This is a genomic window from Pseudomonadota bacterium (assembly GCA_016719885.1).
In the GTDB taxonomy this organism is placed as follows: Bacteria; Pseudomonadota; Gammaproteobacteria.
In genome coordinates this window covers 337,754-354,816 of the sequence record JADJYF010000006.1, presented here as the reverse complement: position 1 = coordinate 354,816, position 17,063 = coordinate 337,754, and the positions used below count along the sequence as shown (strand labels likewise).

General features: G+C 64.6%; 16 protein-coding genes and 1 other RNA gene. 9 read left to right on the top strand and 8 right to left on the bottom strand.

All coding sequences use genetic code 11. The features are described from left to right. Window positions 1–648: 648 nt before the first annotated feature. From IPM80_09080 to IPM80_09065, 4 genes are all read right to left on the bottom strand, one after another. Window positions 649–1,110 carry a hypothetical protein gene (locus IPM80_09080; GenBank protein MBK8958578.1) on the bottom strand — a complete coding sequence of 154 codons (462 nt, stop codon included), beginning with the start codon at window positions 1,108–1,110 and terminating at the stop codon, window positions 649–651. 145 nt (window positions 1,111–1,255) lie between these two features. Beyond that, window positions 1,256–1,617, bottom strand: a transfer-messenger RNA (tmRNA) gene (gene ssrA, locus IPM80_09075). Between the two features lie 31 nt (window positions 1,618–1,648). Then, complete coding sequence (gene smpB, locus IPM80_09070; protein MBK8958577.1) at window positions 1,649–2,131, bottom strand: SsrA-binding protein SmpB; 483 nt, start codon at window positions 2,129–2,131, stop codon at window positions 1,649–1,651. 79 nt (window positions 2,132–2,210) lie between these two features. Beyond that, window positions 2,211–4,616, bottom strand: coding sequence for an HDOD domain-containing protein (locus tag IPM80_09065; GenBank protein MBK8958576.1), 2,406 nt, complete (start codon window positions 4,614–4,616; stop codon window positions 2,211–2,213). A gap of 179 nt (window positions 4,617–4,795) precedes the next feature. Here IPM80_09065 and IPM80_09060 point away from each other — a divergent pair, with 179 nt between their 5' ends. Continuing rightward, window positions 4,796–5,227, top strand: coding sequence for a type II toxin-antitoxin system RatA family toxin (locus IPM80_09060; protein ID MBK8958575.1), 432 nt, complete (start codon window positions 4,796–4,798; stop codon window positions 5,225–5,227). Between the two features lie 10 nt (window positions 5,228–5,237). Then, on the top strand, window positions 5,238–5,525 hold the full coding sequence (locus IPM80_09055; protein MBK8958574.1) for an RnfH family protein: 288 nt from the start codon (window positions 5,238–5,240) through the stop codon (window positions 5,523–5,525). A gap of 6 nt (window positions 5,526–5,531) precedes the next feature. On the opposite strand, the gene IPM80_09050 is transcribed toward IPM80_09055, so the two are convergent. Continuing rightward, window positions 5,532–6,383: an outer membrane protein assembly factor BamE gene (locus tag IPM80_09050; protein MBK8958573.1), complete on the bottom strand. Its 852-nt coding sequence runs from the start codon at window positions 6,381–6,383 to the stop codon at window positions 5,532–5,534. Window positions 6,384–6,587: 204 nt separating this feature from the next. Here IPM80_09050 and fur point away from each other — a divergent pair, with 204 nt between their 5' ends. Next, entirely contained in the window at window positions 6,588–6,998 is a 411-nt protein-coding gene (gene fur / locus IPM80_09045; GenBank protein MBK8958572.1) for a ferric iron uptake transcriptional regulator, read from the top strand. A 106-nt stretch (window positions 6,999–7,104) separates the two neighbouring features. On the opposite strand, the gene recN is transcribed toward fur, so the two are convergent. Together recN and IPM80_09035 are read right to left on the bottom strand one after the other, a co-directional pair. Continuing rightward, window positions 7,105–8,778: a DNA repair protein RecN gene (gene recN / locus IPM80_09040; GenBank protein ID MBK8958571.1), complete on the bottom strand. Its 1,674-nt coding sequence runs from the start codon at window positions 8,776–8,778 to the stop codon at window positions 7,105–7,107. A gap of 4 nt (window positions 8,779–8,782) precedes the next feature. After that, on the bottom strand, window positions 8,783–9,646 hold the full coding sequence (locus tag IPM80_09035) for an NAD(+) kinase (protein ID MBK8958570.1): 864 nt from the start codon (window positions 9,644–9,646) through the stop codon (window positions 8,783–8,785). Window positions 9,647–9,778: 132 nt separating this feature from the next. Between IPM80_09035 and hrcA the strand changes: the two genes are divergently transcribed. From hrcA to IPM80_09005, 6 genes are all read left to right on the top strand, one after another. Beyond that, on the top strand, window positions 9,779–10,831 hold the full coding sequence (hrcA, locus tag IPM80_09030) for a heat-inducible transcription repressor HrcA (protein MBK8958569.1): 1,053 nt from the start codon (window positions 9,779–9,781) through the stop codon (window positions 10,829–10,831). A 106-nt stretch (window positions 10,832–10,937) separates the two neighbouring features. Further along, a complete protein-coding gene (gene grpE / locus IPM80_09025) occupies window positions 10,938–11,492 on the top strand; it encodes a nucleotide exchange factor GrpE (protein MBK8958568.1) in 555 nt (184 codons plus the stop codon). A gap of 96 nt (window positions 11,493–11,588) precedes the next feature. Continuing rightward, window positions 11,589–13,511 carry a molecular chaperone DnaK gene (gene dnaK, locus IPM80_09020; protein ID MBK8958567.1) on the top strand — a complete coding sequence of 641 codons (1,923 nt, stop codon included), beginning with the start codon at window positions 11,589–11,591 and terminating at the stop codon, window positions 13,509–13,511. 99 nt (window positions 13,512–13,610) lie between these two features. Then, window positions 13,611–14,735: a molecular chaperone DnaJ gene (dnaJ, locus tag IPM80_09015; GenBank protein MBK8958566.1), complete on the top strand. Its 1,125-nt coding sequence runs from the start codon at window positions 13,611–13,613 to the stop codon at window positions 14,733–14,735. Window positions 14,736–14,769: 34 nt separating this feature from the next. Then, window positions 14,770–15,585 carry a 4-hydroxy-tetrahydrodipicolinate reductase gene (dapB, locus tag IPM80_09010; GenBank protein ID MBK8958565.1) on the top strand — a complete coding sequence of 272 codons (816 nt, stop codon included), beginning with the start codon at window positions 14,770–14,772 and terminating at the stop codon, window positions 15,583–15,585. Window positions 15,586–15,652: 67 nt separating this feature from the next. Continuing rightward, complete coding sequence (locus IPM80_09005; GenBank protein MBK8958564.1) at window positions 15,653–16,630, top strand: Gfo/Idh/MocA family oxidoreductase; 978 nt, start codon at window positions 15,653–15,655, stop codon at window positions 16,628–16,630. Here the strand turns inward: IPM80_09005 and IPM80_09000 are convergent. Then, the gene (locus IPM80_09000) at window positions 16,578–17,003 is read right to left on the bottom strand and encodes a Rieske (2Fe-2S) protein (GenBank protein ID MBK8958563.1); all 426 of its coding nucleotides are present in this window, start codon (window positions 17,001–17,003) and stop codon (window positions 16,578–16,580) included. The genes IPM80_09005 and IPM80_09000 overlap by 53 nt on opposite strands. Window positions 17,004–17,063 lie beyond the last annotated feature (60 nt).

Here is a 17,063-nt window from a genome sequence, read left to right as displayed (position 1 = left end):
AGCCGAAATCGAACTATCTTCACGAGTTCAATCAGGAGTTTCTGGAGGGTAGGGCTTGCCGTACCGTCCCGTCGTCACCGAGGAATCAGACTGGCCCACGAGCCCTCCAATTTTTCTTTTCGTCCTGGTCCTTCTGCTTTAGGTAGTTGATGAACGTATGCCGGAAACTATGGAACGTCCTCTTGCAATGCGAAACACCAAAACATGACGGTAGCGTCCGTTAAACCACTTCCGGCGGCTTGAGAGTAGCCGTCCCGCTGGCGTTTGAGTTCTGGAAAGAGTCGCGTTTCGCCCTTGCTACGAAGCTCGTCCACATATTCCAAAAAGGCCTAACCGTTGTAGCTCAGAGTGAATAGGAACAAGTCTCCGTGCAGCGCCCGTCTTGATGCGTTTCTCGTCCTGGTCGTTTATGTCGATAACCCAGACTTCCTCCTTCTTTCCGAATGTCGTCGGTGCAACTGGCAGATTTCTTCCAGGCGAGCGCCCGTGTACAGGCCGAGTAGGGGGAGCCAGTAATAGTAGGGATGTCGAAATTCACCTTGGGCAAAAATCTCAGATCCGAAAAGAGCTGCCAAGTCGCTTTGGCTAAACTCGTCTTTCTCCTCATGTGCTCTTTTGGATTTCTTGAGACCAAGGCCAGAAAACGGATTAAACGAAACGTAGCGCTGGTTCAAAAGCCCAATCAAAAAGCGACGAAATCCGATTGAGATATTTGTTAACTGAGTTTACTGCCAGCGTGTCGGCTGGATTCATGGCGACAACCTCGCTCACCGACTTATTCCGGTAGAGCGGGGACTTGTTCATGTTGGGAGGGAGCTTCTGAACAGTTTGCTTAACGTGGCGTGCAACAGCCCCATCAATTGTGCTCACAGGCACATCGCCAACGAGTGCAACCAATAGCTCGAAGATGGCCTTGTTCTCCTCGTGCGTCTTGGCCGTCCAGCAAGATGGTGGCGTGAGCTTCTCAGCGACGTATTCGTCAATGACGGATTGAAGATTTCCAAAGGCCTCGGACAAGCGCTCGGCATCCAGCGATTTTTTAATTTCTCGTTGCCCGAAGTATGGGCGCAGGAGGGCTTCGGACGGAAATCCGAAAATTGAATCCTCCATCGGCGGATGCTGAAGATGAGGAGGGGGGGGGCCTCTGGTGACGGCGACCTCGCTCCGCACCCAAAACGTTGTACTAGGCGAGTCGCAATAGCATCGAAGAAGGCAGGATAAAGCCAATCAATTCAATCATTGGCTTATCCATTTATGGTGGAGGCGGCGGGAGTCGAACCCGCGTCCGCAAGTCCTCTGCCGTCGGTTCTACATGCTTAGCCGAATCATTGATTTAACTGGCTGCTACCCGACCGGCAGGGAAGACAGACAGCGAGTCCAGTGTTTTTTTAGCGCTTCTGCCCTGGACGAGCTTCCGTCGCGATCTTGTGAGATATGACGCCTGAGGACGGACGCACAAGCACGGCTCCGGTCAGACGGCACCCTACTGGGTTTTAAGCAGCGAGTGCGTAGTTGTCGTCGTTGGCAACTAAATTGGCTGCAGATGGATTTACGAGGTGTTCTGCGCCTCGGCATGCCCCTTGGGTTTCATACCCACGTCGAAACCGTGACGCCCCCGGGGAAAGGTGAGTGTACAGGAAGATGGGGATTACCTCCCGCCTTTCAAGATGCGGCCCTTTTCGCGGCCCCAGTCGCGGTCCTTCTCGGCGGCGCGCTTGTCGTGCTGCTTCTTGCCGCGGGCGAGGCCGATCTGGGCCTTGATGCGGCCGTTCTTCCAGTAGATGGCCAGCGCCACCGCGGTCATGCCCTTGCGCTCGATGGCGCCCATCATGCGGTCGAGTTCGACGCGATGCATGAGCAGCTTGCGGTAGCGGCCGGGGTCGGGATTGACGTGGGTCGAGGCCGACGGCAAGGGGTTGATGAGGGCGCCGAACAGGAAGCCTTCGCCGTTCTTGAACTGCACGTAGGCGTCGCGCAATTGCACTTTGCCGGCGCGCGCGGCTTTCACTTCCCAGCCTTCGAGCACCAGGCCGGCCTCGAAGGTATCTTCGATGGTGAAGTCGTGGCGCGCCTTGCGGTTCTGCGCGATCGAACTCGGCTGCTGCTTTGCTTTGCTGGATTTACCGCTCATGGTCGCGCTGGCTGTCGGCTGTGGCGTGGCTCTGGGGGCGGCATTATAGCCCCATCGGCGCTCGCCACGGCCGTTGCGGTCAGCGCTGACGCACGCCCAGGGTCAGCTGTTTGACCAGGGTGTTCAGCAACTGCACTTCCTGGGCGTTCACCCGGATGGTGTCGCTGCAGCAGTCGGCATAGATGACGGCGATGCAGACCTTGTTGACCAGCACCGCGAACACCAGGATGGAACGCGGCTGGGTGAGCTTGCGGCACCATTCGGGGATGGAGTCGCGATAGCGTTCATCGTTGGTATCGACGATCACCGCGTTGCGGCCTTTCTGCACGGCCGCAGTGAAGATGTCGTCGCCGCCCTCGGCGCGGAATTCGAAGCTCGGCTTCAGGGCTTCGATGTCGGTGCCGAAGCCGAAGCGCGCGACGAAGGACTTGCGCGCCGGGTCGCGGATCATCAGCACCACGTGGTCGAAGCCCATGCTGCGGAACAAGGCTTCCAGCACCATGGTGAACATGTCGTTGACCGAGGCGCGCTCGATGATGGCGTTGGTCAGTTCGGCGATGGCGTTGGTCAGGAAGGAATGACGGCGCACGCCGCGTTCGGCCTCGGATTCCACCAGGAAGCGTTGCGTGGCCTGCGCATCCAGCGGCGCGTCGCCGGGTTCCTCGTCCAACGGCGCCGCGCTGTCGTCGCGGCTGTCGCGCATCGCGCGTTCGACCTTGCCGAGCAGCGGCGCGGTGGCGAGTTCGGTACGTATCATGCCCGCGTATTCGCGCGTGGCATTGACGGCGTCGATGACGGTGGCCTTGAGCTTGGGCGTGTCTATCTTCACGCAATCGCCGTAGCGCTCGAGCAGGCTTTTGAGCTGCTGCTCCATGTCGCGGCCGTCACCGCTGGCGATTTCGGCGGCCTCGTTGCTGAACACGCAAAACTGCGCAATCAGCTGTTCGGGTGTGGCGCCGGCGCGCACCCGTCCCGCACGCTGCGGACGCATGGCCTGCAGGATGCTGTCGGGCAGGTTCCATTCGCGGCCGATGGCGACGCCGAACTCGTGGAAGTCCGCGCCGAACACTTCGCGCGCTGCGGCCGCTTCGTCCATGCCGCGGCTTTCGATCAAAGCCTGCACTTCGCGATACTCGTCGGGGAAGTAGTAGATGGCCAGATGACGGCCGAGGCGATGGAACATCGCGCCGATGAAGGCTTCTTCGGAATTGAAGCGCGGTTGTTCGCCCTGGCAGATGCTGCGCGCGAGCATCGCGCTCAGGAACGAGGTGCAGGCGGCATCCTTGAGCTGCGCGGCCTGGTCGCCGTTGCGCATGTGTTCGAAAATGATGATGCCGAGCGCGATGGCGCGCACCTGTTCGAGGCCCAGGATTACCACGGCACGGCTGACGGTGCTGATCGAGCCGCCGTATTGGCCGTAGACCGCCGAGTTGACCACCTTCAGCAGCTTGGTGGTCAGGGCATAGTCCTTGAGGATGGTGCCGGCCAGGTCGTTCACGTGGCTTTGCGCGCGCGCGTCGGCCTTGCTGTTGATCTCGGATATATGGCGCGACACCGCCGGAAAATCCGGCTTGCGTGTCATGCGTCGTTGCAGGAAGGCAATCGCACCCTTGACATCGTTGCTGCCGGTGGCCGGCGCGGCGGGAGCGTTCGCGGTCTGCGGTTGCAGGTAATCCTTGAGCGCGTCGCGCATCGCGCCGGCGCTCTGGAAACGCTGCGTCGGATCTTTTTCCAGGCCCTTCATCACCACCGCGTCGAGCGCCGCATCGATGCCCTCGCGGCTCATCGACGGCGGCAGGATGCGCTCGTTGATGATCTTGTAGATCACCGCCATCGAACTGTCGGCGTGAAACAGCCGCTTGCCGGTCAGCATCTCGTGCATCACCACGCACAGCGCGAACAGGTCGGAGCCCGGCCCGGCGGGTTGATTGTTGAGAATTTCCGGCGCCAGGTAATTGGGCGTGCCGGCGATGTCGTGGCGGCCGGTGGAGTCGTTGAGCGCGACCGAGATGCCGAAATCGAGAATGCGCGGCTGGTCGCTGTCGTCGAGCAGGATATTGGCCGGCGTGAGATCGCGGTGCAGGACGTTCTGGCCATGGGCGTAGTGGATGGCGTCCAGCACGCGGATCATGACCTCCACCACGCGCTTGGTCGGCATCGACTCGCCGCCGCCGCCGACGAATTCGGCCAGCGGTCGCCCGGGCGCGAACTGGTAAACGAGGTAGGGCGGTTGCGCGTCGAGGTCGATTTCGAACATGCCGACGATGTTCGGATGATCGAGTTTGGCGACGTTGCGCGCTTCGTTGAGCAGCTTGGCCGGGTCGCGCGCGCGATGATTGAGCACCTTGAGTGCGACTTCGCGATCGAGCTTGGGGTCGAACGCCAGGTACACCACGCCCTGCCCGCCATGGCCGAGCACTCGGATGGGCTGGAAGCGGCCGATGGCTGACGGCAATGAAGTAGCGGTCTGTGGCGAACTTGCCATGAACGGGGCCTGGAATGGACCTTTTGATTAACGGCCGTCGCGGCCCTCGCCTTGAGTTCTTGTCGGCACGGCCCCGATCTTCGAAAATGGCAGCCGATGAAGATTTTTGTTCTGTGGCCGACAGCCTCGGCATGTCATCCCCATTTCCCCAATTCCTGTCCGGGTCACCGGCGGCCGGCATGACGACGGTGCGACGCATGGCCTTCGTGCCGTTTTCCGCCGAGCAGATGTTCGCGCTGGTCAACGATGTCGCGGCCTATCCGCAATTCCTGCCCTGGTGCGCCGGCAGCGAGATCCTCAGCCAGGATGCGCAACGCATGCGCGCCCGTCTGCGTTTGAAAAAGGGCCCGCTGGACGCGAGTTTCACCACTGAAAACCGCCTCGAAGCGGGCCGCGCCATCACCCTGGCGCTGGTCGACGGGCCGTTCTCGCGCTTGCACGGACACTGGCAGTTCGAACCGGCCGACGGCGGCAGCATGGTGCGTCTGGAACTCGAGTTCGAATTCAGCGGCAAGCTGCTCGGCAAGGTCTTCGCGACCGCCTTCAAGCCGATAGCCGATTCGCTGGTGGAAGCCTTCAAGGCCCGCGCCTACGCCGTCTATGGGCGTTGAGCGCGTCCACGTGGACGTGGTGTACGCCGCGCCGGGCGAACAGTGGATGGTTTCGTTGGATGTGCCGCAGGGCACCACCGTGCGTGGCGCCCTGGAGCGGGCACGGGTGTTCGAGCGCTGGCCGGCGGAGGTGACGCGGGAATTCCGCTACGGCATCTTCGGCGTGCCGTGTGGGATGGACGCCGTGCTCGGTGAAGGAGACCGCGTCGAGATCCATCGGCCGCTGGCCGACGACCCCAAGGCCATTCGCCGCCGTCGCGGCGTGCGCCGCAAGCCGCCGCGCGACGCCGGGCCGTAGGAAATTTTACTCGTCTTCCGGCTCCGGACGCTTGACCAGCGGTTCCGGCGGCTTCTCAGGCGGTGTGGGCCGCACGTAGTCGGAATCGCCGAGGCCGAACACGCCCAGCACGCGGGTGCCGAGGCCACGCTTCTGCCGGTAACGGGGAGCGTCCGGCGGCACCACCACGCCCTCGCCGGGCGCGGCCTGGATGTTCTCGTAGGGATTCTCGATCGGCGCGGGCAGCGCTTTTTCGGCATCCGGGTCTTCCGGTACCGCGACTCCCGGCGTCTTGGCGGCGGCCAACTTGTCGCCGCTCGCCGGCTTCTCGCCGCCCTTGGCGGTTTTGTCGGCGCCGTCCTTGTCCTTGGCTGCGTCCTTGTCCTTGCCTTCGTTCTTGTCGTCCTTGTCGTCCTTGTCGCCGGTGAAGGGGATGGTGTCCTTGATGCGCGCCATCACGCCGCGGCCGCGGTTCTTGGGCACGTCGACCGTGGTGTCCTGGTGCAACTCGACTTCGATCTCGCCCGCGGCGGCTTTGACATTGCCGTCGACGCGGTCGAGCTTGTCGTCGGCGAACACCAGCGTGATGCGGCGCTTTTCCACCGTGCCTCCGCGGTGCTGAAAGGTGTAGACGTAATCCCAACGTTCGTCGTTGAAGGTGTCTTTGATGATGGGCGTGCCCATGATGAACTGGACCTTCTTCTTGTCCATGCCCTTGCGCAGCTGCGCGACCATCTCCTGGGTGATGACGTTGCCTTGCTGCACATCGATTTTGTGCACGAAGGGCAGGTCGCCGACTGATGGTGCCCGCACGCGCGGCGCCGAGCAGCCGGCAAGCAGGGGCAGGAACAGCGCTACGATGAATAAGGTTTTGGCCATGGAAGGTCGCTTGCTGAGGATCACGGGCGCGGCTGTCGGAACCCGACGGTCACCACGCGTCTGCCGGGATGGACCATCCTCGATGCCGGATTACTGCACGGATGTCGCCGTCGCGGCGGGCTGGCGCATCCTAGCACAGCGGCTCGCGCCGACGCGAAGATGCTATCCTTCGCCTATCCCCAGTGATGAGAGCGCCGACAGGTCATGGATACGCAGGAACTGAAGAAAGCGGGCCTGAAGGCGACCCTGCCGCGGCTGCGCATCCTGGAAATCCTCGAAGGCAACACCGACCGGCACATGAGCGCCGAGGACGTCTACAAGGCGCTCATCGACGCTGGGGAAGACGTCGGTCTCGCCACCATCTACCGGGTGCTGACGCAGTTCGAAGCCGCCGGCCTCGTGCAACGCCACAACTTCGACGGCGGCCACGCGGTGTTCGAAATGGCGCAGGACGCTCATCACGATCACATGGTGCGGCTCGATACCGGCGAGGTCATCGAGTTCTTCGACGAGGAAATCGAGCGCCGCCAGCGCGAGATCTGCGCCAAGCACGGTTACGAGCTGAAGGATCACAGCCTGGTGCTGTACGTGCGGCCGAAGGGCGGGGCCGCGTAAGCGGGGGACGTTGCGAGTGTCAGACTGAAGTCTGACCCACAAAAGAAGTTGCCCGTCCTTGTGGGTCAGACTTCAGTCTGACATCCGACATTCGAAAGCGTGGCGCTCATCCACCCCCCGTCGCGGTCTTAATCAAATCCCTGGCGTGGGCCACGCTGGCCGCCGTCGCCTCGGCCGCGCCCAGCATGCGCGCAATCTCCTGTTCCCTGGTTTTCCTGTCCAAGGTCCGGATCTGGGTCTCGGTGATGCCGCCCTGTACCGATTTGCTGACCACCAGGTGCTGATCGCCGGCGCTCGCCACCTGCGGCGAGTGGGTGATGCAGATCACCTGGCATTCGCGCGCCACGGCGCGCAGGGTGCGGCCGACGATGTTGGCGGTGGTGCCGCCGATGCCGGTGTCGACTTCGTCGTAGACCACCACCGGGATGCCGGCATGGCGAGCGGTGGCGGCCTGGATGGCGAGGCCGATGCGTGACAGTTCACCGCCCGACGCCACCTTGTTGATTGGGCCCGGCGTCTGGTCGGGGTTGGTGGTGACCAGGAATTCGATGCGATCGCTGCCGTGCGGCTGTGGGCTGGCATCGCCGGCGACGCTCTGGGTGGCGCTGAACTCGGCGTGGGGCAGGCCCAGTTCGCGCATGCGGCGCGTGATCTCGGTGTTCATGCGCTTGGCGGCGGCGCGGCGCGCCTTGGCCAGGGCCGCCGCCGCATCGTGGTAGGCCGCCAGGGCCGCGGCGCAGGCCGCCTCCAGCGCGTCGCGCGCGGCCGCGCCCTTGTCGAAGGCCGCGAGCTCAGCTTCCAGGCGCGCTTTCAAGGCCGGCAGTTCGGCGAGGCCGAGCTGATGCTTGCGCGCCAGCGCGTGCAGGGCGGCGATGCGGTCGTCGAGCCTGGCGAGGCGTGCCGGATCGATTTCTACGCCGCCTTCCAGGCGTTCGAGTTCGGCCACGCTTTCTTCCACGCACACCAGCGCCTGTTCCAGCGATTCGACCAGGCCCGCGCTGTGCTCGCTGCGCTTGGCGAGATTGCGCGCGCGGCCGGCCGCGGCGCGCAGACGTGACAGCGCGCCGTCCTCGTCATCGGCGATGAGGCCACGCAGCGCAGCGTATTGCTCGAGGTTGGCGGCGCCGTTGGCGAGGCGACGATGCTCGCTCTCCAGCTTTTCGATTTCGCCGGCGTCGACCTTGGCCTGTTCGAGCTCCTGGTGCTGGTAACGCACGAGTTCGATGCGATCGCGGTCCTGGCCGGCGCGCTCCAGCGCCAGCAAGTGTTCGTGGGCGTCTTTCCATTGCTGCCAGGCGGAATGGGTTGCTTCGCGGGCGGCGTGGTGGCCGCCGTAGGCGTCCAGCAACTCGCGTTGCACGTCGCGCTTCATGAGTTGCTGGCTGGCGTGCTGGGCATGCACATCGACCAGCTGCGTACCGATGTCGTGCATGAGCTGCACGGGAATGGGACTGGCATTGCAGAACGCGCGCGAGCCGCCGTCGCGCAGCACGATGCGGCGCAGGACGCATTCGTCGTCGCTGTCGAGCGCGTGTTCGGCGAGCAGGGCGCGCACGCCGGGCGCCTTGCTGATATCGAACACGGCGGTGACCGTCGCGCGATCGTCGCCGGCGCGCACCAGCTTGCTGTCGGCGCGCTCGCCGAGCGCAAGGCCCAGCGCCTCGATGAGGATCGACTTGCCGGCGCCGGTCTCGCCCGACAGCACCGACAGGCCCGCGCCGAATTCGACGTCGACATGACGCACCACGACGAGGTTCTGCACGGTGAGGGTTTTGAGCAAGGCCTCACGCCCCCCAGTTGAGCTTCGCGCGCAGGGTGGCGAAGTGATCGTGGTTGGCCGGATGCAGCAGGCGCACCGAGCGCGCGCGGCGCGCCACGCGCACGCAATCGCCCGGCAGCAGATCGAGTATCGAGTTGCCGTCGCAGGTCACGCGCGACTCGTCTTCGCGGTCGGTCGCGACATGGATCTCGATGTGCGCCGCGTCGCTGACCACGATCGGCCGGTTGGTGAGGGTGTGCGGGCAGATTGGCACCAGCGCCAGCGCGTGGGTGCGCGGATCGAGTATCGGGCCGCCGCCCGACAGCGCGTAGGCAGTGGAGCCGGTGGGGGTGGCGACGATCATGCCGTCGGAGCGCTGCGCGTGCAGGAACTGGCCATCGACATAGGTCTCGAGGGTGATGAGCCGCGCGGTGTTCCATTTCTGCACGACCACGTCGTTCAAGCCGTCAGTGGTGGCGATGACTTCGCCGTCGCGCACCACCTCGCAACCCAGCACCGCGCGCTCCTCCGACAGGAAATCGCCGTTCAGCACGGCGTCCAGGCCGCCCTCGATGTCGGTCGGCGAGAGGTCGGTCAGAAAGCCGAGGCGCCCGAGGTTGATGCCGACCAGCGCCACGTCCCGCGGGTAGATGAGGCCGGCGCACTGCAAGAGGGTGCCGTCGCCGCCGATGGAAATGACCAGGTCGCAGAAATCCGGGAGTTCGGGACTGGGCACCACGCGATAGTTGCCGCCCGGGTCGTGGCCGGCGGCGACGGTGTCTATCAGGGTTTCGACGCCGCGCCGGTTCAACACCGCGATAACGCGCTCTAGCGCACCTTTGACCGCCGGTTCGTGCGTTCGCGTCACGATCCCGATGCGCGTGAACATGGTTTGCTGTGGCCCGCTCATGATAGTGGCGGGGAACTTAGCACTTTGCCGATTTCACCGGCAACGTGGTTTTGCATGACCCACACGAGGGTGTTAGATTTCCGGCAACCAGCCTGGATCACCGACCGCACCATGGCACGCATCAACACAGACATGAAGCTCGGTGAGCGCTCGCAGTACCTGTTCAAATTGCTGGTCGAGCGCTATATCGCCGACGGGCAGCCGGTGGGCTCGCGCACCCTGGCGCGCGACGCGAAACTGGACTTGAGCCCGGCCACCATCCGCAACGTCATGGCCGATCTCGAGGACATGGGCCTGATCATGGCGCCGCATACCTCGGCCGGCCGCGTGCCGACGGTCAAGGGCTACCGCCTGTTCGTCGATTCGATGGTGACGTTCCGCAATTTGAGCCACAACGAGATCCGGCACATGGAGTCGAGTCTCGAAAGCGACGACGACATCCAGGGCCTGCTCAGCAACACCTCGAAAATGCTGTCGGACGTCACGCGCCTGGCCGGCCTCGTCATGATCCCGGTGTCGGACCGGCGCGCGCTGCGCCAGGTCGAATTCCTGTCGCTGAACGACAACCGCGTGCTGGCGATCCTGGTGACCAACGACCGCGAGGTCGAGAATCGCATCATCAAGACCAACCGCACCTACGGCCAGTCGGAGCTGACGCAGGCCGCCAACTACTTGAACAGCATGTTCGCCGGGCGCGACATCGACGCGGTCAAGGCGCGCCTCATCAAGGAAATGGCCGCCGCCCGCGACGAAATGAACAATCTCATGGCGCTGGTCATCGAGATGACGCAGAAGGTCTTCGTCGACAACGAGACGCACAAGGACTACGTGCTGGCCGGCCAGACCAATCTCATGGAGATCAACGAGCTGTCGGACATCGAGCGCCTGCGCGCATTGTTCGAGGCTTTCAACCAGAAACGCGATATCCTGCACCTCCTGGACCAGGCCCTGTCCGCCTCCGGCGTGCAGATCTTCATCGGCGAGGAATCGGGCTACGAGGTGCTGGACCAGTGCTCCGTGGTGACCTCGACCTATGCCGACAGCCACCGCACGCTGGGCGTGCTGGCGGTGATCGGGCCGACGCGCATGGAATACGAGCGGGTCATCCCCATCGTCGACCTCACGGCGAAGATGCTCAGCACCGCCTTGAATTCCCGCAGCTGATCCCCATTTGACCCTCGACTCGCCGGGGCCGAGCGGGCCCCGGAGCGCGCGCGACTGCGTGCGAGGGGTCGATTTGTTCCAATTTCCAGCAGATAAGGTTATGAGCGTGACTGAAGAATCCCGGGCCGACAGCGACAACCTGGCCACCGCCGACGATGCCACCCATGAGGGCGAAAGCCTCGCCAGCGCCGACGAACTGGCGGCCGAAGTCAGCCGCCTGCGCGCCCAGGTCGATGAACTGAAGAACGAGGTCCTGCGCGGCCGCGCCGACATGGACAACCAGCGCAAGCGCGCCGAGCGCGACCTCGAATCGGCCCACAAGTACGGCCTCGAGCGCTTCATCCACGAATTGCTGCCGGTCAAGGACAGCCTCGATCTCGGGCTCAAGGCGGCGATGTCCGCCACCGAGGTCGCGACCCTCACCGAGGGCATGGCCATGACCATCAAGATGTTCGACGACTTCTTCGAGAAGCTGTCCATCAAGCAGATCCACCCCGAGGGCGAGCGTTTCGACCCCGAATTCCACCAGGCCATGACCATGGAAGAGGCCAGCCACGTCGCCCCCGGCACCGTGACCCGCGTCATGCAGAGCGGCTACCTGCTCAACCAGCGCCTGCTGCGGCCCGCGCTGGTGGTGGTGGCCAAGAGCGCGGACGCCTGAGCAAGGCTTGAATTCGGGGCGGCTCGCCCCACTTTGATTGGCAATTCGGGGTCCGCGCGGCGGGCTCGGCAACAGGTTCAGAAATAGAGGCACACCATGGGCAAGATCATCGGAATCGATTTAGGCACGACCAACTCCTGCGTCGCGGTACTGGAAGCGGGCAAGGCCAAGGTCATCGAAAACAGCGAAGGCGCGCGTACCACGCCCTCGATCGTGGCCTTCAGCGGTGACGACGAAGTGCTGGTCGGCCAGTCCGCCAAGCGCCAGGCGGTCACCAACCCCAAGAACACCCTGTTCGCCGTCAAGCGCCTGATCGGGCGCAAGTTCACCGACGACGTGGTGCAGAAAGACAAGAACATGGTGCCCTACAAGATCGCCAAGGCCGACAACGGCGATGCCTGGGTCGAGGTCAAGGGCAAGAAGATGGCGCCGCCGGAGATCTCGGCGCGCGTGCTCATGAAGATGAAGAAGACCGCCGAGGATTATCTCGGCGAGGCGGTCACCGAGGCGGTCATCACGGTGCCGGCATATTTCAATGACTCGCAGCGCCAGGCCACCAAGGATGCCGGCCGCATCGCCGGCCTCGAGGTCAAGCGCATCATCAACGAGCCGACCGCGGCCGCGCTCGCCTATGGTATGGACCGTCGCGGCGGCGACGCCAAGATTGTCGTCTACGACCTGGGCGGCGGTACCTTCGACGTGTCGGTCATCGAAATCGCGTCGGTCGACGGCGAGCACCAGTTCGAAGTGCTGTCGACCAATGGCGACACCTTCCTCGGCGGCGAGGACTTCGACCTGCGTCTCATCGACTTCCTGGCCGACGAGTTCAAGAAGGAGCAGGGCATCGACCTGCACAACGATCCGCTCGCCCTGCAGCGCCTGAAGGAAGCGGCCGAGAAAGCCAAGATTGAGCTGTCGTCCAGCATGCAGACCGACGTCAACCTGCCCTACATCACGGCCGATGCCACCGGTCCCAAGCATTTGAACGTCAAGATCACGCGCGCCAAGCTCGAGTCGCTGGTCGATGAAATCATCAACCGCACCATCGAGCCCTGCCGCATCGCGCTGCAGGACGCGGGCTTGAGCGCCAAGGACATCGATGACGTGATCCTGGTCGGCGGCCAGACCCGCATGCCGAAAGTGCAGCAGGTGGTGAAGGATTTCTTCGGCAAGGAGCCGCGCAAGGACGTCAACCCCGACGAGGCGGTGGCGGTGGGCGCGGCCATCCAGGCCGGCGTGCTGGGCGGCGACGTGAAAGACGTGCTGCTGCTCGACGTCACGCCGCTGTCGCTCGGTATCGAGACCCTGGGCGGCGTCATGACCAAGCTCATCGAGAAGAACACCACCATCCCGACCAAGGCCTCGCAGACTTTCTCGACCGCCGACGACAACCAGACCGCGGTGACCGTGCACGTGCTGCAGGGTGAGCGCGAACGCGCCTCGGCCAACAAGTCGCTGGGCCGTTTCGACCTGGCCGACATTCCGCCGGCGCCGCGCGGCGTGCCGCAGATCGAAGTCGCGTTCGACATCGACGCCAACGGCATCTTGAACGTGTCGGCCAAGGACAAGGCGACCGGCAAGGCGCAGTCGATCGTCATCAAGGCTTCCAGCGGTCTGTCGGACGAGGAAATCCAGCAGATGGTGAAGGATGCCGAGGCCCATGCCGAGGAAGACCGCAAGTTCCAGGCGCTGGTCGGCGCACGCAACCAGGCTGATTCCCTGGTGCATGCATCGAAGAAGTCGCTGGAAGATCTGAAGGACAAGATCTCCGACGCCGACCGCCAGCAGATGGAAGACGCGATCAAGGCGGTGGAGGCGGCGATGGCCGGCGAGGACGTCGCCGACATCGAGGCCAAGACGCAGCAACTCGGGGAAGTCTCGGGTAAGATTGCCGGCCAGGCTTACCAGGCCGACCAGCAGGCTCCCGGTGCCGGTCCGAGCGGCGGCGCCCGCCCCGAAGGCGGCGCGGCCGACAACGTCGTCGATGCCGACTTCGAAGAAGTCAAAGACGACAAGTAAGTCTTCCCCACGACGTGCGGCGACGGGCCTGGCCTGGCGATGAGCCTCGCCGGGCCCGCGTTTTGATAAGAGTTCTTTTCACTACGGATATGGAACGCGATGGCCAAGCGTGATTACTACGAAGTTCTCGGCCTCGAGCGCAAGGCGAGCGAGGCGGAGATCAAACAGGCCTATCGCCGCCTGGCGATGAAATACCATCCGGACCGCAACCCGGACGATCCCCAGGCCGAGGAACGCTTCAAGGAAGTCAAGGAAGCGTTCGAGATGCTGTCCGACCGGCAGAAGCGCCAGGCCTACGATCAGTTCGGCCATGCCGGTGTCGATCAGCAGGCTGGCGCCGGCTTCGGCGGCGCGGGCTTCGGTGACATTTTCGACAGCGTGTTCGGCGACATCTTCGGCGGCGGTCGCGGCGGCGGTTCGCGCGCCTATCGCGGCGCCGATCTGCGTTACGACCTCGAGATGACGCTCGAAGACGCAGTCGCCGGCAGCGAGATCAAGATCCGCGTGCCGACCCTGGTCGGCTGCGAAACCTGCGGCGGCAAGGGCTCGCGCAGCGGCAAGGCGCCCGACCAATGCGGCACCTGCGGCGGCGCCGGCCAGGTGCGCATGCAGCAAGGGTTCTTCTCCGTCCAGCAGACCTGCCCCAAGTGCCGCGGCAGCGGCAAGACCATTTCCGACCCCTGCGGCACTTGCAATGGCAATGGCAAGACGCGCGGCAACAAGACCATCTCGGTCAAGGTGCCGGCCGGCGTCGACAACGGCGATCGCATTCGCCTGTCGGGCGAGGGCGAACCGGGACAGAACGGCGGGCCGCCGGGCGATCTGTATGTCAACGTGGTGGTCAAGGACCATCCGATCTTCACCCGTGAGGAAACCGACCTGCGCTGCGAAGTGCCGATCGATTTCGTCACCGCGGTGCTGGGCGGCGAACTCGAAGTGCCGACCCTGTCGGGGCGCGTGATGCTCAAGATCCCGCCCGAGACCCAGACCGGCCGCATGTTCCGCCTGCGCGGCAAGGGCGTGCGCTCGGTGCGTGGCGGGCAGGTGGGCGATCTCATCTGCCGCGTGGCGGTCGAGACGCCGGTCAACCTCAACAAGGAACAGAAGGAAATGCTGCGCAAGTTCGGCGAATCGCTGAACGGCGAAGGCAACACCCACAGCCCGCGTGCGAGTTCGTGGCTGGACGGCGTGAAGAAGTTCTTCGAGGAAATGAAGTTTTCCTGAAAACCGGCCCGATCAATCACAAGGAGAAGGCGACATGCCGGATAACAGAACGCGCGTCGCCATTGCCGGCGCCGGTGGTCGCATGGGCCGCATGCTGGTCACGCTGCTGGCCGAGCACCCGGGCCTGGTGTTGAGCGCCGCCCTCGAGCATCCCTCGTCACCCCATCTCGGCGCCGATGCCGGCCTGCTGGCCGGTGTCAAGGCAAGTGGCGTCGCGATCACGGCCGACCCCGTCGCGGCGCTGGCGGCGTCCGATGTGCTGATCGATTTCACGGTGCCCGAATCGACGCTCGCCCATCTCGAACTGTGTCGCAAGAGCGGCACGCGCATCGTCATCGGCACCACCGGCTTCGGCGACGCGGTGGCGAAGATCAGGCAAGCGGCGGCCGACGTGCCCATCATGTTCGCGCCCAACATGAGCGTCGGCGTGAACTTGTGCTTCAAGCTGCTCGATCTCACGGCGCGCGTGCTGGGCGATGATTTCGACGTCGAGATCATCGAAGCCCATCACCGCCACAAGATCGATGCGCCGTCGGGCACCGCGGTACGCATGGGCGAAGTGCTGGCGGCCGCGCTCGGCCGAGACCTCAAGACCTGCGCGGTCTATGGCCGCGAAGGACGCACCGGCGCCCGCGATCGCAAGACCATCGGTTTCGAGACCATCCGCGGCGGCGACATCGTCGGCGATCACACCGTGCTGTTCGCCGGTGACGGCGAGCGCATCGAGATCACCCACAAGGCTTCCGACCGCTCGACCTTCGCCGCCGGCGCGCTGCGCGCGGCCGGCTGGCTGGCGGCGCAGGGGCCCGGGCTCTACGACATGCAGGACGTGCTGGGCCTGAAAGACTGAGCCGCGCTCGGGTATACTCGCGCCAAAGCCGGGGCCGTTGGGCGCCACCGGCGTCGCGGGTGAGCATATGCGAGCATTGCGGGCCGCTGTCATCGGGGTCGGATACCTCGGCAATTTCCACGCACAGAAGTACACGCAGCTCGATGGCGTGGAACTGGTGGCCGTGGCCGATACCGACGCCGCGCGCGGCGCTGAAGTCGCCGCCAAGTACGGCACGCGCTCCGTCACCGACTACCGCGACATCCTCGGCGAAGTCGACCTCGTCTCCATCGTGGTGCCGCCGGCGCGCCACTTCCCGATTGCCCATGACTGCCTCGCGGCCGGCGTGCATGCGCTGGTCGAAAAGCCGCTGACCGCGACCGTCGCCGAAGCCGAAACCCTCATCCAGATCGCCGCCAGCCGTCAGCTGGTGCTGCAGGTTGGCCACCTCGAACGCTTCAACCCGGTGGTGCGCGCGCTGCGCGAGCGCGTCGACACGCCGCGTCTCATCGAGGCCCAGCGCTTCGCCGCCTACAAGAAGCGCGGCACCGAGGTCGACGTGGTGCTCGATCTCATGATCCACGACATCGACATCGTGCTCAGCATCGTCGGCAGCCCGCTGCGCGCCATCCATTCCTCGGGCACGGCGGTGGTGACCGACGATATCGACATCGCCCACGCGCGCCTCGAATTCGCCAGTGGCTGCATCGCCGAACTCGCCGCCAGCCGCGTCTCGCAGGAGCCGGCGCGGGTCATGAAGGTCTACCAGCGCGGCGGCTACCTCTCCATCGACTACGCCAACCACGAATTGCGCATCGGCACCGTCACCGACGGCCGCGAAGCGCAGGAACAACGCGAAGTGACGTTCGAGACCGCGACGGTCGGCAGCACCGACGTGCTGAAGGCGGAGATCGGTTCCTTCGTCGACGCGGTGCGCCACGGTGGCCTGCCGGAAGTGACGGGCGAGGACGGCAAGCGCGCGCTGGAAGTCGCCATCGAGATCAGCCACCGCATCAAGCGCTATCGCGCGGCGATGGCACCGAGTCCCGACCCCCAGCAGAACTGAAGCCGCGTGCGCTGGCCGGCAGCGCGACGTCGGCCGCCACGCCCAGCAGCCCGTCTTGCTCGAACAGCGGCACCGCCAGCAGGGCGGCGCCCTGGCAGGGCCCGCTCACGCAGTGGCCGTCGCGCGGCGCGAACAGCGCGCCGTGCATCGAACACATGAGATGCCGGCCCTCGACATCGAGGAACACGCCCGGTTGCCAGTCGAGGCGCACGCCCTGGTGCGGACAGCTGTTGAGGTAGGCGCGGGTCTCGCCGGTCCAGCGCACCAGCAGCAGCGACCGCGCTCCGACGTCGGTCGTGACCGTGCAGACGCGGGTTTCGCCTTCGACAAGCGCGTCGTGGGCGGTGGCGGGGCTCAGTAAAACGATGTCCATGGCGCGGCTCATGGGCGAGGCAACGGTCGATGGTCCTTCCTTGGATCTGGCCGGTCAAGT

Coding starts and splice junctions, on each gene's coding strand:
- dnaK (MBK8958567.1), top strand. CDS start 11,589: ATGGGCAAGATCATCGGAATCGATTTAGGCACGACCAACTCCTGCGTC.
- IPM80_09050 (MBK8958573.1), bottom strand. CDS start 6,383: ATGGCCAAAACCTTATTCATCGTAGCGCTGTTCCTGCCCCTGCTTGCC.
- IPM80_09060 (MBK8958575.1), top strand. CDS start 4,796: ATGACGACGGTGCGACGCATGGCCTTCGTGCCGTTTTCCGCCGAGCAG.
- IPM80_09000 (MBK8958563.1), bottom strand. CDS start 17,003: ATGGACATCGTTTTACTGAGCCCCGCCACCGCCCACGACGCGCTTGTC.
- fur (MBK8958572.1), top strand. CDS start 6,588: ATGGATACGCAGGAACTGAAGAAAGCGGGCCTGAAGGCGACCCTGCCG.
- IPM80_09080 (MBK8958578.1), bottom strand. CDS start 1,110: ATGGAGGATTCAATTTTCGGATTTCCGTCCGAAGCCCTCCTGCGCCCA.
- IPM80_09035 (MBK8958570.1), bottom strand. CDS start 9,646: ATGTTCACGCGCATCGGGATCGTGACGCGAACGCACGAACCGGCGGTC.
- hrcA (MBK8958569.1), top strand. CDS start 9,779: ATGGCACGCATCAACACAGACATGAAGCTCGGTGAGCGCTCGCAGTAC.
- dapB (MBK8958565.1), top strand. CDS start 14,770: ATGCCGGATAACAGAACGCGCGTCGCCATTGCCGGCGCCGGTGGTCGC.
- smpB (MBK8958577.1), bottom strand. CDS start 2,131: ATGAGCGGTAAATCCAGCAAAGCAAAGCAGCAGCCGAGTTCGATCGCG.
- IPM80_09005 (MBK8958564.1), top strand. CDS start 15,653: ATGCGAGCATTGCGGGCCGCTGTCATCGGGGTCGGATACCTCGGCAAT.
- IPM80_09065 (MBK8958576.1), bottom strand. CDS start 4,616: ATGGCAAGTTCGCCACAGACCGCTACTTCATTGCCGTCAGCCATCGGC.
- dnaJ (MBK8958566.1), top strand. CDS start 13,611: ATGGCCAAGCGTGATTACTACGAAGTTCTCGGCCTCGAGCGCAAGGCG.